This window comes from Amycolatopsis sp. NPDC004747 (genome assembly GCF_053601335.1).
This window is the reverse complement of record NZ_JBSGBQ010000008.1, coordinates 247,530-262,475: the sequence shown is the minus strand read 5'-3', so window position 1 is coordinate 262,475 and position 14,946 is coordinate 247,530. Positions and strand designations below refer to the sequence as shown.

The 14,946-nt window shown below is 75.8% G+C and carries 1 protein-coding gene; it reads left to right on the top strand.

Going from position 1 to position 14,946, the window contains the following annotated elements; all coding sequences use genetic code 11:
• Positions 1-120 precede the first annotated feature (120 nt).
• A complete protein-coding gene (locus tag ACWEGE_RS15785; RefSeq protein ID WP_449661150.1) occupies positions 121-14,913 on the top strand; it encodes a type I polyketide synthase in 14,793 nt (4,930 codons plus the stop codon).
• Positions 14,914-14,946 lie beyond the last annotated feature (33 nt).

Below are 14,946 nucleotides of genomic sequence, written 5' to 3'. Positions count from 1 at the left end.
TGTTGCCGAAGAACCGTCCGGATAGGTTTTTCTACACTGACGCAATTCGCGCTTTTCTTCGGAAAGGTTCGCCAGAATTGCGTCAGGTCCGGCGTTGTCTTCGTACAGGACGGCATCTCAATGGCTGACGAGCAGACGCTTCGCGATTACTTGAAACTGGTCACCGCCGACCTGCAGCAGACGCGGCGGCGGCTGCGCGAAGCGGAGGCGGCGGCGCGGGAACCCCTCGCCATCGTGGGAATGAGCTGCCGCTTCGCCGGCGGCGTCCGGTCGCCGGAGGACCTCTGGCGGCTGGTCGACGCCGGCCGGGACGGGATGTCGGAATTTCCCGCCGATCGCGGGTGGAATGCGCTCGACGGCACCGGTTTCGCCCGGTGGGGCGGTTTCGTCGACGGGGCCGGGGAATTCGATGCCGGGTTCTTCGGGATTTCGCCGAAAGAGGCGCTCGCCACCGACCCGCAGCAGCGGCTGCTGCTGGAACTGGCCTGGGAAGCGTTCGAACGCGCCGGCGTCGACCCGCTTTCCCTGCGGGGCAGCCGGACCGGGGTGTTCGCCGGCACCAACGGCCAGGACTACCTGGGCCTGCTGCTGCGGCTGCGGGCCGAATTCGACGGCTACGGCGGCACCGCCAACAACGCCAGCTCGCTCTCCGGGCGGCTCTCCTACGTCCTGGGGCTCGAAGGCCCCTCGGTCACCGTCGACACCGCGTGCTCGTCGTCGCTGGTCGCCCTGCACCTGGCCGCGCAGGCGCTGCGGTCCGGCGAATGCTCGCTGGCGCTCGCCGGCGGGGTGACGATCATGTCCACCCCCGGCGGCTTCCTCGAATTCGGCAAGCAGAACGGGCTGGCCCCCGACGGCCGCGTCAAGGCGTTCGCCGACGCCGCGGACGGCACGAACTGGGGTGAAGGCGTCGGCGTGCTGCTCGTCGAGCGGCTGTCCGACGCGCGCCGCAACGGGCACCCGGTGCTGGCCGTCCTGAGGGGATCCGCGGTCAACCAGGACGGCGCTTCGAACGGCTTCACCGCGCCGAACGGCCCGTCGCAGCAGCGCGTGATCCTGCAGGCGCTGGTCAACGCCGGGCTCACGGCCGGCCAGGTCGACGCCGTCGAGGCGCACGGAACCGGCACGACGCTGGGCGACCCGATCGAGGCGCAGGCGCTGCTGGCGGCCTACGGCCAGGAGCGGGAGCACCCGCTCCTGCTGGGATCGGTGAAGTCGAACCTCGGGCACACCCAGGCCGCCGCCGGGGTCGCCGGCGTGATCAAGATGGTCATGGCGATGCGCTACGGCGTGCTGCCGAAGACGCTGCACGTGGACGCGCCCTCGTCGCACGTGGACTGGTCCGCGGGCGCCGTCGAGCTGCTCACCGAGCCGCGGCCGTGGCCGGAGACCGGCGAACCGCGCCGGGCCGGCGTCTCCTCCTTCGGCGTCAGCGGCACGAACGCCCACGTGCTCCTCGAGCAGGCGCCCGAGGCCGAGGCGCCGGAGCCGGCCGGCGCCGAGCCCGCGGTGGTGCCGTGGGTGCTGTCCGCCAAGACCGCTGCCGCCCTCCGCGCGCAGGCCGGCCACCTGGCGGCCTGGCTCGGCGAGCACCCGGGCGCCTCCCGCGCCGACATCGGGTTCTCCCTGGCTACGACCCGGGCGGCCCTGGAATCCCGGGCCGTGGTCGTCGGCGCCGATCCGGCCGATCTCGCGGCACTGGCCGGCGGCGAAGACGCGCCCGGTGTTGTGACGGGCGACATCGTCGGCACGGCTTCGCGTCCGGTGCTGGTGTTCCCGGGTCAGGGTTCGCAGTGGGTCGGTATGGCTGTCGAGCTGCTGGATTCTTCGGAGGTCTTCGCGGCTCGGTGGGCTGAGTGCGAGGCGGCGTTGTCGTCTTTTGTGGACTGGTCGTTGACGGAGGTGGCGCGTTCGGCTGATCCGGCCGTGCTGGAGCGGGTCGATGTGGTGCAGCCGCTGCTGTGGGCCGTGATGGTCTGCTTGGCCGAGTTGTGGCGGGACGCCGGTGTCGAGCCCGCGGCGGTGATCGGGCATTCGCAGGGTGAGATCGCGGCCGCGGTGGTGGCTGGCGCGTTGTCCCTTGAGGACGGTGCTCGGGTCGTTGCCCTGCGCGCGAAGGCGATTACCGAGCTGGCGGGTACCGGTGGGATGCTGTCGGTGCCGCTGCCGGTCGCCGAGGTTGAAGCGGGTCTGGACCCGCGGCTGGGCATTGCCGCGGTGAACGGCCCGTCGGCGACGGTGGTCTCGGGTGAGGTCGCCGCGTTGGATGAGGCGCAGGCGGCTTGGGAGGCGGCTGGAGTCCGCGTCCGGCGGGTTCCGGTGGATTATGCATCACACTCGCCGCAGGTCGAGGCGATCCGGGAGCGGATTCTCGCCGACCTGGCGCCAGTCAAAACCTCCACAGTGGACACGGTGTTTTTCTCGACGTTGACCGGTGGGCAGATCGGCACGGCCGAGCTGACCGCGGACTACTGGTACCGGAACCTGCGGGCGACGGTGAAGTTCGAGGACGCGGTCCGGGCGGCGATCGCGGCTGGGCACACGGTGTTCGTCGAGAGCTCGGCGCACCCGGTGCTCACGGTCGGCGTGCAGCAGACGCTGGACGAGCTGGAAGTCTCCGGTGCGGTGGTGCCGACGCTGCGCCGAGATCACGGCGACCTGCGGCAGCTCTACACCGCGTTCGGCCAGGCATTTGTCCGCGGCGTGGCCGTCGCCTGGGAGAAGCTGACCCCCGGCCGCCGCGTCGACCTGCCCACCTACGCCTTCCAGCGACGCCGTTACTGGCCGGAACCGGGCCGCCGCGGCCCGGCCGACGTGGCGGGCCTCGGCCTCACCGAGACGGCGCACCCGTTGCTCGGCGCCGGCGTGACCGTCGCCGAAACCGGGCAGCTGCTGCTCACCGGCTCCCTCGCCGTCCGGACCCACCCCTGGCTCGCCGACCACGCCGTGCTCGGCGAAGTCCTGGTGCCGGGCACCGCGTTCGTCGAGCTCGCCGTGCGCGCGGGCGACCAGGTCGGGTGCGACCTCCTCGAGGAACTCACCCTGGAAACGCCGCTCGTGCTGGCCGCCGACGGCACCGCGCTGCTGCAGGTCACGGTCGGGCCCGCCGCCGGGGACGGCCGCCGGGCGGTGACCGTCCACGCGCGACCGGACGACGCCGTCCCGTGGACCCGGCACGCCACCGGCACCCTCGCCACGGCCACCGGCGGCGAGCCCGCGGCCGTCGCCTGGCCGCCCGCCGGCGTGGAAACCGTGCCGGTCGGGGACTTCTACGCCCAGTCCGCGACCCTCGGCTACGGCTACGGACCCGCCTTCCAGGGCCTCCGCGCCGCCTGGCGGGCCGGCGGCACCGTCTACGCCGAGGTCGAGCTGCCCGAGGACGCGGGCGGCGCCGACGGCTACGGCATCCACCCCGCGCTGCTCGACGCCGCGTTGCACCCGCTCGGCCTGGCCGGCCGCGGCCCGGGGCACGCGGGCCCGCGGCTGCCGTTCTCCTGGTCCGGCGTCCGCCTCCACGCCGCGGGCGCGACGAGCGTCCGGGTCGAGGTCCGCGCACTCGACGACGACGCCATCGCCCTCTCGGTCGCCGACGCCGACGGCCACCCGGTGGCCACGGTGGACCGGCTCGCCCTGCGGCCGGTGGCCCCCGGCGGCCTCCGCCGCCGCGACGCCGGGTCGCTGTTCGAACTCGCCTGGGAAGCGGTGACCCCACCGCCGGCGGAGCCGGTGGCCTGGATCCCGGTGGCCGAGCTCCCCGCCGACGGGCCGGTGCCGGCCGTGGTGGTCGCCGAAGCGCACGGGCCCGACCCGGCCGTGGCGGTGCTCGAACTGGTCCGGACCTGGCTCGCCGACGAGCGGTGCGCCGGCTCGAAGCTCGTCGTCGTCACCCGGGGTGCGGTCGGCGTCCTGCCGGACGACCCGGTCGACGGGTACGCGCAGGCCACCGTCTGGGGCCTGCTGCGGTCGGCGCAGTCCGAGCACCCCGGCCGCTTCCTCCTGCTGGACACCGACGACGGCCTCGACGCGCTCGCCGCCGTGCTCGCCTCCGGCGAACCCCAAGCCGCCGTGCGCGCCGGCGCCGTCCACGCCCCGCGGCTGCGCCGGGCCGCGACCGAGGACCGCGCGCCCGGATGGGATCCCGAGGGCACGGTGCTGATCACCGGCGGCACCGGGCTGCTCGGCGGGCTGCTCGCCCGGCACCTGGTCACCCGGCACGGCGTCACGCGGCTGCTGCTGATCAGCCGCCGCGGTCCGGCCGCCGAAGGGGCCACCGCACTGCGCGAAGAGCTGACCGCGCTGGGCGCCGACGTCCGGATCGCCGCGTGCGACGTCGCGAACCGGGCGGCACTGGCCGAACTGCTCGCCGGGCTGCCGGCCGGACACCGGCTTTCGGCCGTCGTGCACGCCGCCGGTGTGCTGGACGACGGCGTGCTCGAAGCGCTCACCCCCGAGCGCGTCCGTGCGGTGCTGCGGCCCAAGACCGACGCCGCGCTCGCGCTGCACGAACTCACCGCGGACCTCGACGAGTTCATCCTCTTCTCGTCGGCGGCCGGGATCTTCGGCGCCGCCGGGCAGGCCGGTTACGCCGCCGCCAACGCCGGGCTCGACGCGCTCGCGCAGCACCGCCGGGCGCACGGCCTGCCCGCCCGGTCGCTGGCCTGGGGGCTCTGGGCGCAGGCCAGCGGCATGACCGAAAACCTGGGCGCGGAGCACCGGCAGCGGCTGGAACGCGGCGGTTCCGGCACGCTCGGCTCCGAGCAGGGGCTCGAACTGTTCGACACCGCCTTGACCGCGACCGCCGCGATCGTCTCGCCGATTTCGCTCGACCTCGCGGGCATCCGGGCGCGGGCCGCGGCCGCGGGCGTGCCGCCGCTGCTGCGCGGCCTGGTGCGCGGTCCGGCGCGCCGCCAGGCGGGTGCGCGGGCGGCCGAGGCGTCGGAGTTCGCCGTCCGGCTGCGCGGCCTCGACGACCCCGGGCGGGCGGTGCTCGACGTCGTGCTCCGGCAGATCGTCCAGGTGCTCGGGCACGCGTCCGCGGCCGACATCGACCCGGCACGGCCGTTCAAGGACCTCGGCTTCGACTCCCTGACCGCGGTCGAATTCCGGAACCGGCTGAGCGCCGCGACCGGGCTGCGGCTGCCGGCCACCCTCGTGTTCGACCACCCGGCTCCCGAAGTGCTCGCCCGGTGGCTGTGCGGTGAGCTGCTCGGCCACGCGGCGGCCGGCGAAACCGCCGGGCCGGCCGCGGTGGACGGCGACCCCGTCGCCATCGTCGGCATGGCCTGCCGGTACCCGGGCGGGGTGCGCACGCCCGGGCAGCTGTGGGACCTCGTGGCGGCCGGTCGCGACGCCATTTCGGCGTTCCCCACCGACCGCGGCTGGGACCTCGGCGCGCTCGCCGGCGCCGGCCCCGGCACGTCACTGGCCGCCGAGGGCGGTTTCCTCCACGACGCGGCGGAGTTCGACGCCGGGTTCTTCGGCATCTCGCCGCGCGAGGCGCTGGCGACCGACCCGCAGCAGCGGCTGCTGCTCGAAACGTCCTGGGAGGCGGTCGAATCCGCCGGGATCGACGCCGCGGCCCTGCGCGGCAGCCGGACCGGCGTGTTCGCCGGCGTGATGTACCACGACTACAGCAGCAAACTGGTCTCCTCGGCCGAGGACCTGGCCGAACTCGAGGGCTACCTCGGCAACGGCACGTCCGGCAGCGTCGTCTCCGGCCGGGTGGCCTACACGTTCGGCTTCGAGGGCCCCGCCGTCACCGTGGACACCGCCTGCTCGTCCTCGCTGGTGGCGGTGCACCTCGCGGCGCAGGCCCTGCGCGCGGGGGAGTGCACGCTCGCGCTCGCGGGCGGCGTCACCGTGATGGCCCACCCCACGCTGTTCGCGGAGTTCTCCCGGCAGGGCGGCCTGGCCGGCGACGGGCGGTGCAAGTCGTTCGCCGCGGCGGCGGACGGCGCCGGCTTCGCCGAAGGTGTCGGCGTGCTGGTGCTCGAGCGGCTGTCGGACGCGCGCCGCAACGGGCACCCGGTGTTGGCCGTGCTCAAGGGATCGGCGGTCAACCAGGACGGTGCTTCGAACGGGCTGACCGCGCCGAACGGCCCGGCGCAGCAGCGGGTGATCCGGCAGGCGCTCACCGCGGCCGGACTGTCCACTCAGGACGTCGACGTCGTCGAAGCGCACGGCACCGGCACCACGCTGGGCGACCCGATCGAAGCGCAGGCCCTGCTGGCCACCTACGGGCAGGACCGCGAGGAACCGGTGCTGCTCGGGTCGGTCAAGTCGAACCTCGGGCACACCCAGGCCGCCGCCGGGGTCGCCGGGATCATCAAGGTGGTGCAGGCGCTGCGGCACGAGTCGCTGCCCCGCACCCTGCACGTCGACGAGCCGACGCCGCACGTGGACTGGACGGCGGGTTCGGTCGAGCTGCTCACCGAGGCGCGGCCCTGGCCCGCCGGCGACCGGACGCGCCGCGCCGCGGTCTCCTCCTTCGGCATCAGCGGGACCAACGCGCACGTCATCGTCGAGGAGGCGCCGGCCACCGAGCCGGTGGCCGCGAGCGAGACCACCGGGGTGGTGCCCTGGGTGCTGTCGGCGAAGACCGAACCGGCGCTGCGGGCCCAGGCCGCCCGGCTCCGGGACCACCTCGACGGCGAACCCGCCGCCGACGTCGGGTTCTCGCTGGCGACCACGCGCACGGCGCTGGAGCACCGGGCCGTCGTCGTCGGCGAAGACCGCGAGACGCTGCTCGGCGGCCTGGCCGCGGTCGCGGCGGGCGAGCCGTCGGCCGCGGTGACCGCCGGCACGGCGGAGACCGGCCGGGTGGCGTTCCTGTTCTCCGGGCAGGGTGCGCAGACGCTCGGCATGGGGAAGGCGCTCCACGCCCGGTTCCCGGTGTTCGCCGAGGCCTTCGACGCGGCGTGCGCGCTGCTGGACGCCGAGCTCGGCGGCTCGCTGCGGGACGTGCTGTGGGGCACGGACGCGGCCGCGCTGGAGCGGACGGTGTCCGCCCAGGCCGGCCTGTTCGCGGTCGAAGTGGCGCTGGTCCGGCTGCTCGAGTCCGTCGGCGTCACCGCCGACCTGCTGATCGGGCACTCGATCGGCGAGCTCGCCGCGGCGCACGTCGCCGGCGTGCTCTCCCTCGAAGACGCCTGTGCGCTGGTGGCCGCGCGCGGCCGGCTGATGCAGGACCTGCCCGAGGGCGGGGCGATGCTGACGGTCCGGGCCACCGAGGCGGAGATCGCGCCGCTGCTCGACGGGCTCGAAGGCGTCTCGATCGCCGCGGTGAACGCCGAAGACTCGGTGGTGGTCTCGGGTGACGCCGAGGCCGTCGAGGCGGTCGCCGCATGGGCGGCGGGCCGGAAGACGACCCGGCTCAAGGTCTCGCACGCCTTCCACTCCCACCGGATGGACCCGATGCTGGCCGGGCTCACCGCCGTGGCGTCCACTGTGGACCACTGGGCGCCGTCGATCCCGATCGTGTCGACGGTGACCGGCGAACCGGCCACCGCGTTCGACGCGGGGTACTGGGCCGGCCAGGTCCGGGGCACCGTCCGGTTCGCCGACGCCGTCGCGGCCGCGGTCGCGAGCGGGGTGACGCGGTTCGTCGAGATCGGCCCGCGCGCGGTGCTCGCCGGGCTGGTGCCGGGAACCGCGGTGGCGACGCAGCGAGCCGGCCGCGACGGCGAGCTCGCCTTCGTCACCGCACTGGGCACGCTGTTCGCCGCGGGGGTGCCCGTGCGCTGGGAGCCGCTGTTCGGCCGGGCCCGGCGCGTGGACCTGCCCACCTACCCCTTCCAGCGCGACCGGTTCTGGCCGCGCGGGACCGCCCGCCGGACCGCGGCCGACCCGGGACTGCGCCCGCGGGCGGAAGCCTTGGCGGGCACCGGTCAGCTGGTGCTCTCGGGCAGCGTCTCGACCGCCGCGTACCCGTGGCTGGCCGAGCACACGGTGCTCGGCGCCGTGGTGGTGCCGGGCGCGGTGCTCGCCGAGCTGGCGGTGTACGCGGGCGACCAGGCCGGTTGTGCCGTCGTCGAAGAACTGACCCTGGAGAGCCCGCTGGTGCTGCCGCCCGCGGGAGAGGTCCGGCTGCAGGTGACGGTCGAGCCCGCCGACGAGGCGGGCCGCCGGATGCTGACCGTCCACTCGCGACCCGGCGAGGAGGAGCCGTGGACCCGGCACGCCACCGGCCTGCTCGCCGCGGCGGGCGGGGAACCGGTATCGCCGCCCGCCGGAGTGGCCGGCCTTCGTGCGAGGAGGTCCGGGGAATCGGGCGGGGCACCGGCGTCGCCGCCTGCCGGCGAGCCGATCGCCCCGCACGCCACCGGCGCGGGAGAGCCGGCCGAGGCACTGGCGTGGCCGCCCGTCGGCGACCCCGTCGATCTCACCGGCTTCTACGCCGCCTCCGACCGGACCGGGCTCGGCTACGGCCCGGCCTTCCAGGGCCTGCGCGCCGCCTGGCGGGCCGGGGACACCGTCTTCGCCGAGGTCGGGCTTCCGGAGGCGGCCACCGGTGCGAGCGAGTTCGTCCTGCACCCCGCGCTGCTCGACGCCACCCTGCACGCCGCCGGGTTCGGGGCGCTGCCCGCGGAGCCCGGTGCGCCGCTGCTGCCGTTCGCCTGGACCGGCCTGCGCCTGCACGCCACGGGCGCCCGCACGCTGCGGGTCCGCCTGCGCGCCGACGGCACCGACGCCCTTTCCCTCTTCGCCGCGGACGAGACCGGCGCCCCGGTCGTCACGGTTGACCGGCTGGTGCTGCGGCGCGTCGACCCCGGACGGCTGCGGGCCGCGGAACCGGGCGCGCTGTTCGAAGTCAACTGGGACCCCACAGAGCTGCCCGCCCTGCCCACCTGGGCCGAGCTCGGGTCCGGCCGGGTCACCCCCGTGATGGCGGCCGAAGCGGCGGACCCGGGCCAGGCGCTCGACCTCGTGCGCGGCTGGCTCGCCGACGAGCGGTTCGCCGAGGCGAAGCTCGTGGTCCGCACGCGCGGAGCACTGACCGAGCCGGCCGCCGCCGGGGTCTGGGGGCTGGTGCGGTCGGCGCGGGCCGAGCACCCCGGCCGGTTCGCCCTGCTGGACACCGACACCGACGTGACGCTGTTCGACACCGACGAGCCCGAAGTCGTCGTCCGGAACGGGACGGTCCTCGTGCCGCGCCTGCGCAAGGCGGCCGACGGCGGACGTCCGTCCACTTGGGACACCGAGGGCACCGTGCTGATCACCGGCGGCACCGGGGCGCTCGGCGCCCGGGTCGCCCGGCACCTGGCGGCCGAACACGGTGTCCGCCACTTCGTCCTGCTCAGCAGGCGTGGCCCGGCCGCCGACGGCACCGCGGAACTGCGCGCCGAGCTGGGTGAAGGCGCGAAGGTCGTGGCCTGCGACGCCGCCGACCGGGCCGCGCTGTCCGCCGTGCTCGACGCGATCCCGGCGGACCGCCCGCTGCGGGCGGTCGTCCACGCCGCCGGGGTGCTCGACGACGGCCTGGTCGCCTCGCTCACCCCGGACCGGCTCGCCGCCGTGTGGGAGCCGAAGGTGACCGCCGCCCAGGTGCTGCACGAGCTCACCGCCGGGCTGGACCTGACCGCGTTCGTGCTCTTCTCCTCCGTCGCCGGCACCTTCGGCGCACCCGGGCAGGCCAACTACGCGGCGGCCAACGCCGCCCTGGACGCGCTCGCCCGCCACCGGCACGACCTCGGCCTGCCCGCCACGTCGCTGGCCTGGGGCCTGTGGGAGACCGGCGGCGGGATGACCGCCGGGCTCGACGGCACGCACCGCCGCCGGATCGGCCGGGGCGGCCTCACCGGGATGTCCGCCGCCCGCGGGCTCGAGCTGTTCGACGCGGCGCTGGCGACCGGCTCGCCGACGGCCGTGCCGGCGGCGCTCGACCTGGCCGGCGTCCGGGCCCGCACGGACTCGGTGCCCGCGTTGCTGCGCGCGCTCGTGCCGGCGGCGCGGCGCACGGCGGGAACGGGCGCGGTGGCCGCCGGGTTCGGCGCGCGCCTGGCCGGGCTCGACGAGCCGGACCGCCGTCGCGCGGTGCTCGACCTGGTCCGCGCGCAGGCCGCCGCCGTGCTCGGGCACCCGTCCGCGGCCGCGGTCGAACCGGGCCGGTCGTTCACCGACCTCGGCTTCGACTCGCTGACCGCCGTCGAACTGCGCAACCGGCTGACCGCCGCGACCGGGCTTCGCTTGCCCGCGACGCTGGTGTTCGACCACCCGTCGCCGCGCGTGCTGGCCGGGTTCGTGCTGGCGGAACTCGACGGCCGCGGCCCCGCCGTCGCACCCGTGGTGGCGTCCGCGGCGGCCGACGAGCCGGTCGCCGTCGTCGGCATGGCCTGCCGGTACCCGGGCGGGATCGCCGACCCCGACGGCTTCTGGCGGCTGGTCGCCTCCGGCGGCGACGGCGTTTCGGCGTTCCCCGCCGACCGCGGCTGGGACCTCGAAGCGCTGGCCGGCGCGGCCGGGCGGCCGGGCTCGTCGGCCACCGGCGAAGGCGGCTTCCTCTACGACGCCGCGGAGTTCGACCCCGGCTTCTTCGGGATCTCGCCGCGCGAGGCGGCCGCGATGGACCCGCAGCAGCGGCTGCTGCTGGAAAGCTCGTGGCAGGCCTTCGAATCGGCGGGCATCGACCCCGAATCGCTGCGCGGCAGCCGGACCGGCGTGTTCGCCGGTGTGATGTACCACGACTACGGCACCGGGGTGTTCGCCGACGCCGACGGGACACCCGCGCACGTCGGCTACGGCAGCGCCGGCAGCGTTGTTTCGGGCCGCGTCGCCTACACCTTCGGGCTGGAGGGCCCGGCGGTCACGGTGGACACGGCGTGTTCGTCTTCGCTGGTGGCGCTGCACTGGGCGGCCCAGGCGCTGCGGTCGGGCGAGTGTTCGCTCGCCCTCGCGGGCGGGGTGACCGTGCTGGCCACCCCGGGCGCGTTCGTCGAGTTCACCCGGCAGGGCGGGCTGGCCGCGGACGGCCGGTGCAAGCCGTTCGCCGACGCCGCCGACGGCACCGGCTGGGGCGAGGGAGCCGGCGTGCTGGTGCTCGAGCGGCTGTCGGACGCCCGGCGCAACGGGCACCCGGTGTTGGCCGTGCTCAAGGGTTCCGCGGTCAACCAGGACGGTGCTTCGAACGGGCTGACCGCGCCGAACGGACCGGCGCAGCAGCGGGTGATCCGGCAGGCGCTCACCGCGGCCGGACTGTCCGCCCAGGACGTCGACGTCGTGGAGGCGCACGGCACCGGTACCGCGCTGGGCGACCCGATCGAAGCGCAGGCGCTGCTGGCGACCTACGGGCAGGACCGGGAACACCCGCTGCTGCTCGGGTCGGTCAAGTCGAACTTCGGCCACACCCAGGCCGCCGCCGGTGTCGCCGGGGTGATCAAGGTGATCCTGGCCATGCGGCACGGGCTGGTGCCCGAAACCCTGCACGTGGACGCGCCGTCGTCGCACGTGGACTGGACGGCCGGGGCGGTCGAGCTGGTGACCGCGCCGACGCCGTGGCCGGAGACCGGGCGGCCGCGCCGGGCCGCGGTGTCGTCGTTCGGCATCAGCGGCACGAACGCCCACGTCGTGCTCGAAGCCCCGCCCGCGGCCGAGCCGGCCGGGCCCGGCCCCGCCCCCGAAGTCCCGCTGCCCTGGGTCCTGTCGGCGAAGTCCGCCGACGGCGTGCGGCGGCAGGCGGTGGCCCTGCGGGCCCACCTGGCGGAGAACCCCGGTTTCGGCGTCGCGGACGTCGGCCATTCGCTCGCCGCGACGCGGGCGCGGCTGCGTCACCGCGCGGTGGTCCTCGACCCGGCGGCGCTGGACGCGCTCGCCGACGGCCGGGCCACCCCGGACGTCGTGCGCGCGGAGGCCGGTTCCGAACCACGGCTCGGGTTCCTGTTCTCCGGCCAGGGTTCGCAGCGGCTGGGCATGGGCCGGGAGCTGCACGAGCGTTACCAGGTGTTCGCCGAGGCCTTCGACGACGTCTGTTCCCGGCTCGACGCCGAGCTCGGCTGTTCGCTGCGCGAGGTGGTGTGGGGTGCGGAGGCGGGTGAGCTGAACCGGACGGTGTTCGCGCAGGCCGGGTTGTTCGCGGTCGAGGTGGCGTTGTTCCGGCTGTTCGAGTCGTTCGGCGTGACGCCGGACGTCCTGATCGGGCATTCGATCGGTGAGCTGGCGGCGGCGCACGCGGCTGGGGTGTTTTCGCTGGACGATGCGTGTGTGCTGGTGGCTGCTCGTGGCCGGTTGATGCAGGCGTTGCCGGAGGGTGGCGCGATGCTGGCGGTTCAGGCGTCCGAGGTGGACGTTCAGCCGGTGCTGGCGGAGCTGGATGGTGTGTCGTTGGCGGCGGTGAACGGGCCGGATTCGGTGGTTGTTTCCGGTGATGCCGAGGCTGTCGAGGCGGTTGCCGCGTGGGCAGCGGGCCGGAAGACCAACCGGCTCAAGGTGTCGCACGCGTTCCACTCGCACCGGATGGACCCGATGCTCGCCGAGTTCGGCCGGATCGCCGCCACGCTGGACTACCGGGAGCCCCGGCTCACCGTCGTGTCGACGCTCACCGGCAAGCCGGTGGCCGGCGAACTGTGCTCCGCCGCGTACTGGGTGGACCAGGTGCGGGGTGCCGTCCGGTTCGCCGACGCCGTCGCGGTCGCCGCCGACCAGGGCGTCACCGCCTTCGCCGAACTCGGCCCCGACGGGGTGCTGGCCGCGCTCGCCGCGGCCGTGGCCGAGGGCGCCACGACCGTGGCGGCCCAGCGGGCCGGGCACGACGCCACGCACAGCCTGCACACCGCTTTGGCCACGGTGCACGCGCACGGCCTGCCGGTCGACTGGACGCCGCTGTACGCGCCGTACCGGCCGCGTCGCGTCCCCCTGCCCGGCTACGCCTTCGAGCGGTCCCGGTTCTGGCTGGCCCCGGTGCGCGAGACCGGCGGCGAGGTCGACGCGCGGTTCTGGCAGGCGGTGTCCGAAGAGGACTGGGACACCCTCGGCCCGGCACTGGGCCTCCCGGACGCCGGTGCGCTGTCGGCGACGACCGCCGCGCTCGCGGCGTGGCGGCGCGGGCAGGACCAGGCCTCCGCCGTGGACCGGCTCCGCTACCGCGTGGCCTTCGTGCCGGTCGCCGACCCCGCGCCGGCGCCGCTGACCGGTGCGTGGCTGCTGCTGACCGACGACGCCGCCGGCCACGCCGACCTCGCCGCGCACCTGGCCGTCACCCGCGTCGTCGTTCCGTCCGATCTGGACGCCGAGACCCTGGCGGCACTCGCCGGACCGGCCGAAGGCGTGCTCAGCACCCTCGACGCGGCCCGGACCGCGCTGGTCCTCCAAGCGCTCCCGGACGTCCGGGTGTGGGCGGTGACCCGCGGCGCCGTCACGACCGGTGCGGCCGACCCGGCGCCGGATCCCGGGCAGGCGGCGGTGTGGGGCTTCGGCCGGACCGCCGCGCTGGAGTACCCCGGCCGGTGGGGCGGCCTCGTGGACCTGCCGGAGCGGCTGGACGAGCGCGGGCTGGCCCGGTTCACCGCCGTGCTCGCCGGCCCGGAGGACCAGGTCGCCGTCCGCGGGTCGGGCGTCTTCGCCCGCCGTCTCCTGCCGGCCGGCGCGGCCGGGGACGAGGAATGGGCCACGGACGGCACCGTCCTGGTCACCGGCGGCACGGGCGCGCTGGGTGCGAAGGTGGCTCGGTGGGCGGCCGGTCGGGGTGCCCGGCGGGTGGTCCTGCTCGGCAGGCGCGGCCCGGACGCCCCGGGCGCGGCGGCATTGCGGGACGAGCTGACCGCGCTCGGCGCGGAGGTCCGGATCGAGGCGTGCGACGTCGCGGACCGGGCCGCACTGGCCGCGGTGCTGGCGGACGAGCGGGTCTCGGCCGTGTTCCACACCGCGGGGGTGCTCGACGACGGGGTCGTGGCCGCGCTCACACCGGATCGGTTCGCGAAGGTGTTCGCCCCCAAGGCCGCCGCCGCGCGGCACCTGGACGAGCTCACCGCCGGGCACCCGGTCACCGCGTTCGTGCTGTTCTCGTCGCTGGCGGGGGCGCTCGGCGCGGCCGGGCAGGCCAACTACGCCGCCGCCAACGCCTTCCTCGACGCGCTCGCCGAACAGCGGCGCCGCGCCGGACGGCCCGGGCTTTCGGTGGCGTGGGGCGCGTGGGCCGAAGCGGGCATGGCCGCGGCCGGTGACGCGCGGCTCGGCCGGGGCGGCATCGTCCCGATCGAGCCGTCCGACGCCCTGCACGCGCTGGACCGCGCGCTGGCCGGCTCCGACGTCGCCCCGGTGGTCGCCGGGATCGACTGGGCGCGGTTCGTCCCGGCGTTCACCGCGGTGCGCCCGAGCCCGCTGCTGGCCGACCTGCCCGACGCGGCTCGCCACGCCCGGGCCGCGATCGACGGCGACGCGGCCGGGCGGCTGCGGGAGCGGCTCGCCGGAGCGAGCGACGCCGAACGCGAACGCCTGCTGCTCGAACTGGTCCGCGAACAGGCGGCCCTCGTGCTGGGCCACCGCGGCGGCGCGGCCGTCGACGTCCGGGAATCGTTCCGCACGCTCGGGTTCGACTCGCTGACCGCGGTCGAGTTCCGCAACCTGCTCGGGGCGAGCACCGGGCTGGCGCTGCCGGCCACGGTCGTGTTCGACCACCCGAACCCGGTCGCGCTGGCCCGGCACCTGCTCGGCGGGCTCGCCGGGCCGGACGGCTCGGTGACCGGCGAGCTCGACGCGCTGGAGGCCGCCATGCGGGCCGCCGAGCCGGATCCCGCGACCCGCAACGCCGTCACCCTGCGCCTGCAGGTGCTGCTGTCCCGGTGGTCGGCCGGGGAGAACACCGCGATCACCGCGGACACCGCGGCGGACACCGGCGAACCGGCCGAGATCGCCGAGCAGCTGAAATCCGCCACCGCCACCGAGGTCTTCGACTTCATCGAGCGCCAACTGGGCATGCCGTAGCGGCACCGGAGCGCCGGACCGCCGCCGAAGGGG